Origin of the sequence: Micromonospora sp. DT4 (assembly GCF_049841675.1) — a bacterium.
GTDB lineage: Bacteria > Actinomycetota > Actinomycetes > Mycobacteriales > Micromonosporaceae > Micromonospora.
In genome coordinates this window covers 1-1427 of the sequence record NZ_JBNCKT010000279.1, presented here as the reverse complement: position 1 = coordinate 1427, position 1427 = coordinate 1, and the positions used below count along the sequence as shown (strand labels likewise).

Here is a 1427-nt window from a genome sequence, read left to right as displayed (position 1 = left end):
TCGACATCGCCACCATCAAGATCTGGCTCCGCGACCTCGCCCGCGAAACCTGATCCACAAGACACGGCCTAGCTCGCCGGCCCGCCGGCAGGCCGGCAGCGCCGGCAGGCGGCAGGCCGGCAGGCCGGCAGGCGGTAGGCCGGCAGGCGGTAGGCCGGCAGGCGGCAGCCGTTTCACGTGGTCAGCGGCTTGGGTCCCAGGGTTGCTACTGGAATCCTGTCGAGCTGCCCCATATCTGGGGCGCAACCAACCACGCCAACGACTGGCACGAACACCCGACCCACGCCAACGGCTGGCACGAACACCCGACCCACGCCAACGGCTGGCACAGACACCCGACCCACGCCAACCGCGCGCCCCATATCTGGGGCAGCTCGACAGGAGGCGGACAGACCTGGTAGTCCTCCCTGGCCGAGTCGCCGGCCCCGGCCCCGGCCCACAGGCCACCGCCCACCAGTCACAGGCCGTCTGTCGCGCACCGCCCAAAGGGCCGCCGCCCACAAGCCACAAGCCCGCCGCCCACAAGCCCGCCGCCCACAAGCCGCCGCCCACAAGCCGCCGCCCACAAGCCCGCCGCCCACAGGCCACAAGGCCAGCGGAGGCGGCGGGCTCTGGTCAGCCGTCGACGAGGCGGCCGTCGCGGAGGACGAGTACCCGGTCGGCGAGGTCGATCAGGGCCGGGTCGTGCGTGGCGACCAGGGCCGTCATCCCTCGGGCGTGCACCACCGCACGCAGCAGGTCCATGATGGACCGTCCGGTCTCCGAGTCGAGCTGGCCGGTGGGTTCGTCGGCGATGAGCAGGTCCGGTTCGTTGGCGAGCGCGCGGGCCACTGCGACCCGCTGCTGCTGGCCGCCGGACAGCTCGTACGGGCGCTGGGCCGCGTGCCCACCGAGGCCCACCAGTTCGAGCAGCACCGCGACACGCTCCTCCCGCTCGTCGGCCGGCACCTGCGCCAAGCGCAACGGCACACCCACGTTCTCGGCGGCGGAGAGGATCGGCACCAGCCCGAAGGTCTGGAAGACGAACCCGACCGTGCCCCGGCGCAGCCGCAGCAGTTCGGCCTCCCCGGCCGAGGTCACGTCGTGCCCGGCCACCACCACCTGGCCGCTGTTCGGCCGGTCCAGCCCGCCGATGAGGTTCAGCAACGTGGTCTTGCCAGCCCCGGAGCGGCCCCGGATGGCGACCAGCTCACCGCGATTGGCGGTGAACGAAACGTTTCGCACCGCCTGCACGGCGTGCTCACCGCGGCCGAAGGTTCGGCTCACCACGCTGACCCGGACCACCTCGGCAGGCGGCACTTCCGGCCCGCCACCCGTCGGGGCCGCTCCCGCGACCGCCATGTCGTGAAAGCTCATTGGTGCACCCTTGTCTCACTCGGGCCGATCGGGGTTCGAGTGCACCGGTGACTGTCGGGCCATCGCCCAGC

Annotated in this window: 1 protein-coding gene; it reads right to left on the bottom strand. The window is 72.3% G+C overall.

The window, feature by feature from the left end; translation table 11 throughout:
• Nucleotides 1-615: 615 nt before the first annotated feature.
• A complete protein-coding gene (locus ACLQ24_RS29605) occupies nucleotides 616-1341 on the bottom strand; it encodes an ABC transporter ATP-binding protein (protein WP_425895028.1) in 726 nt (241 codons plus the stop codon).
• Nucleotides 1342-1427: the final 86 nt, after the last annotated feature.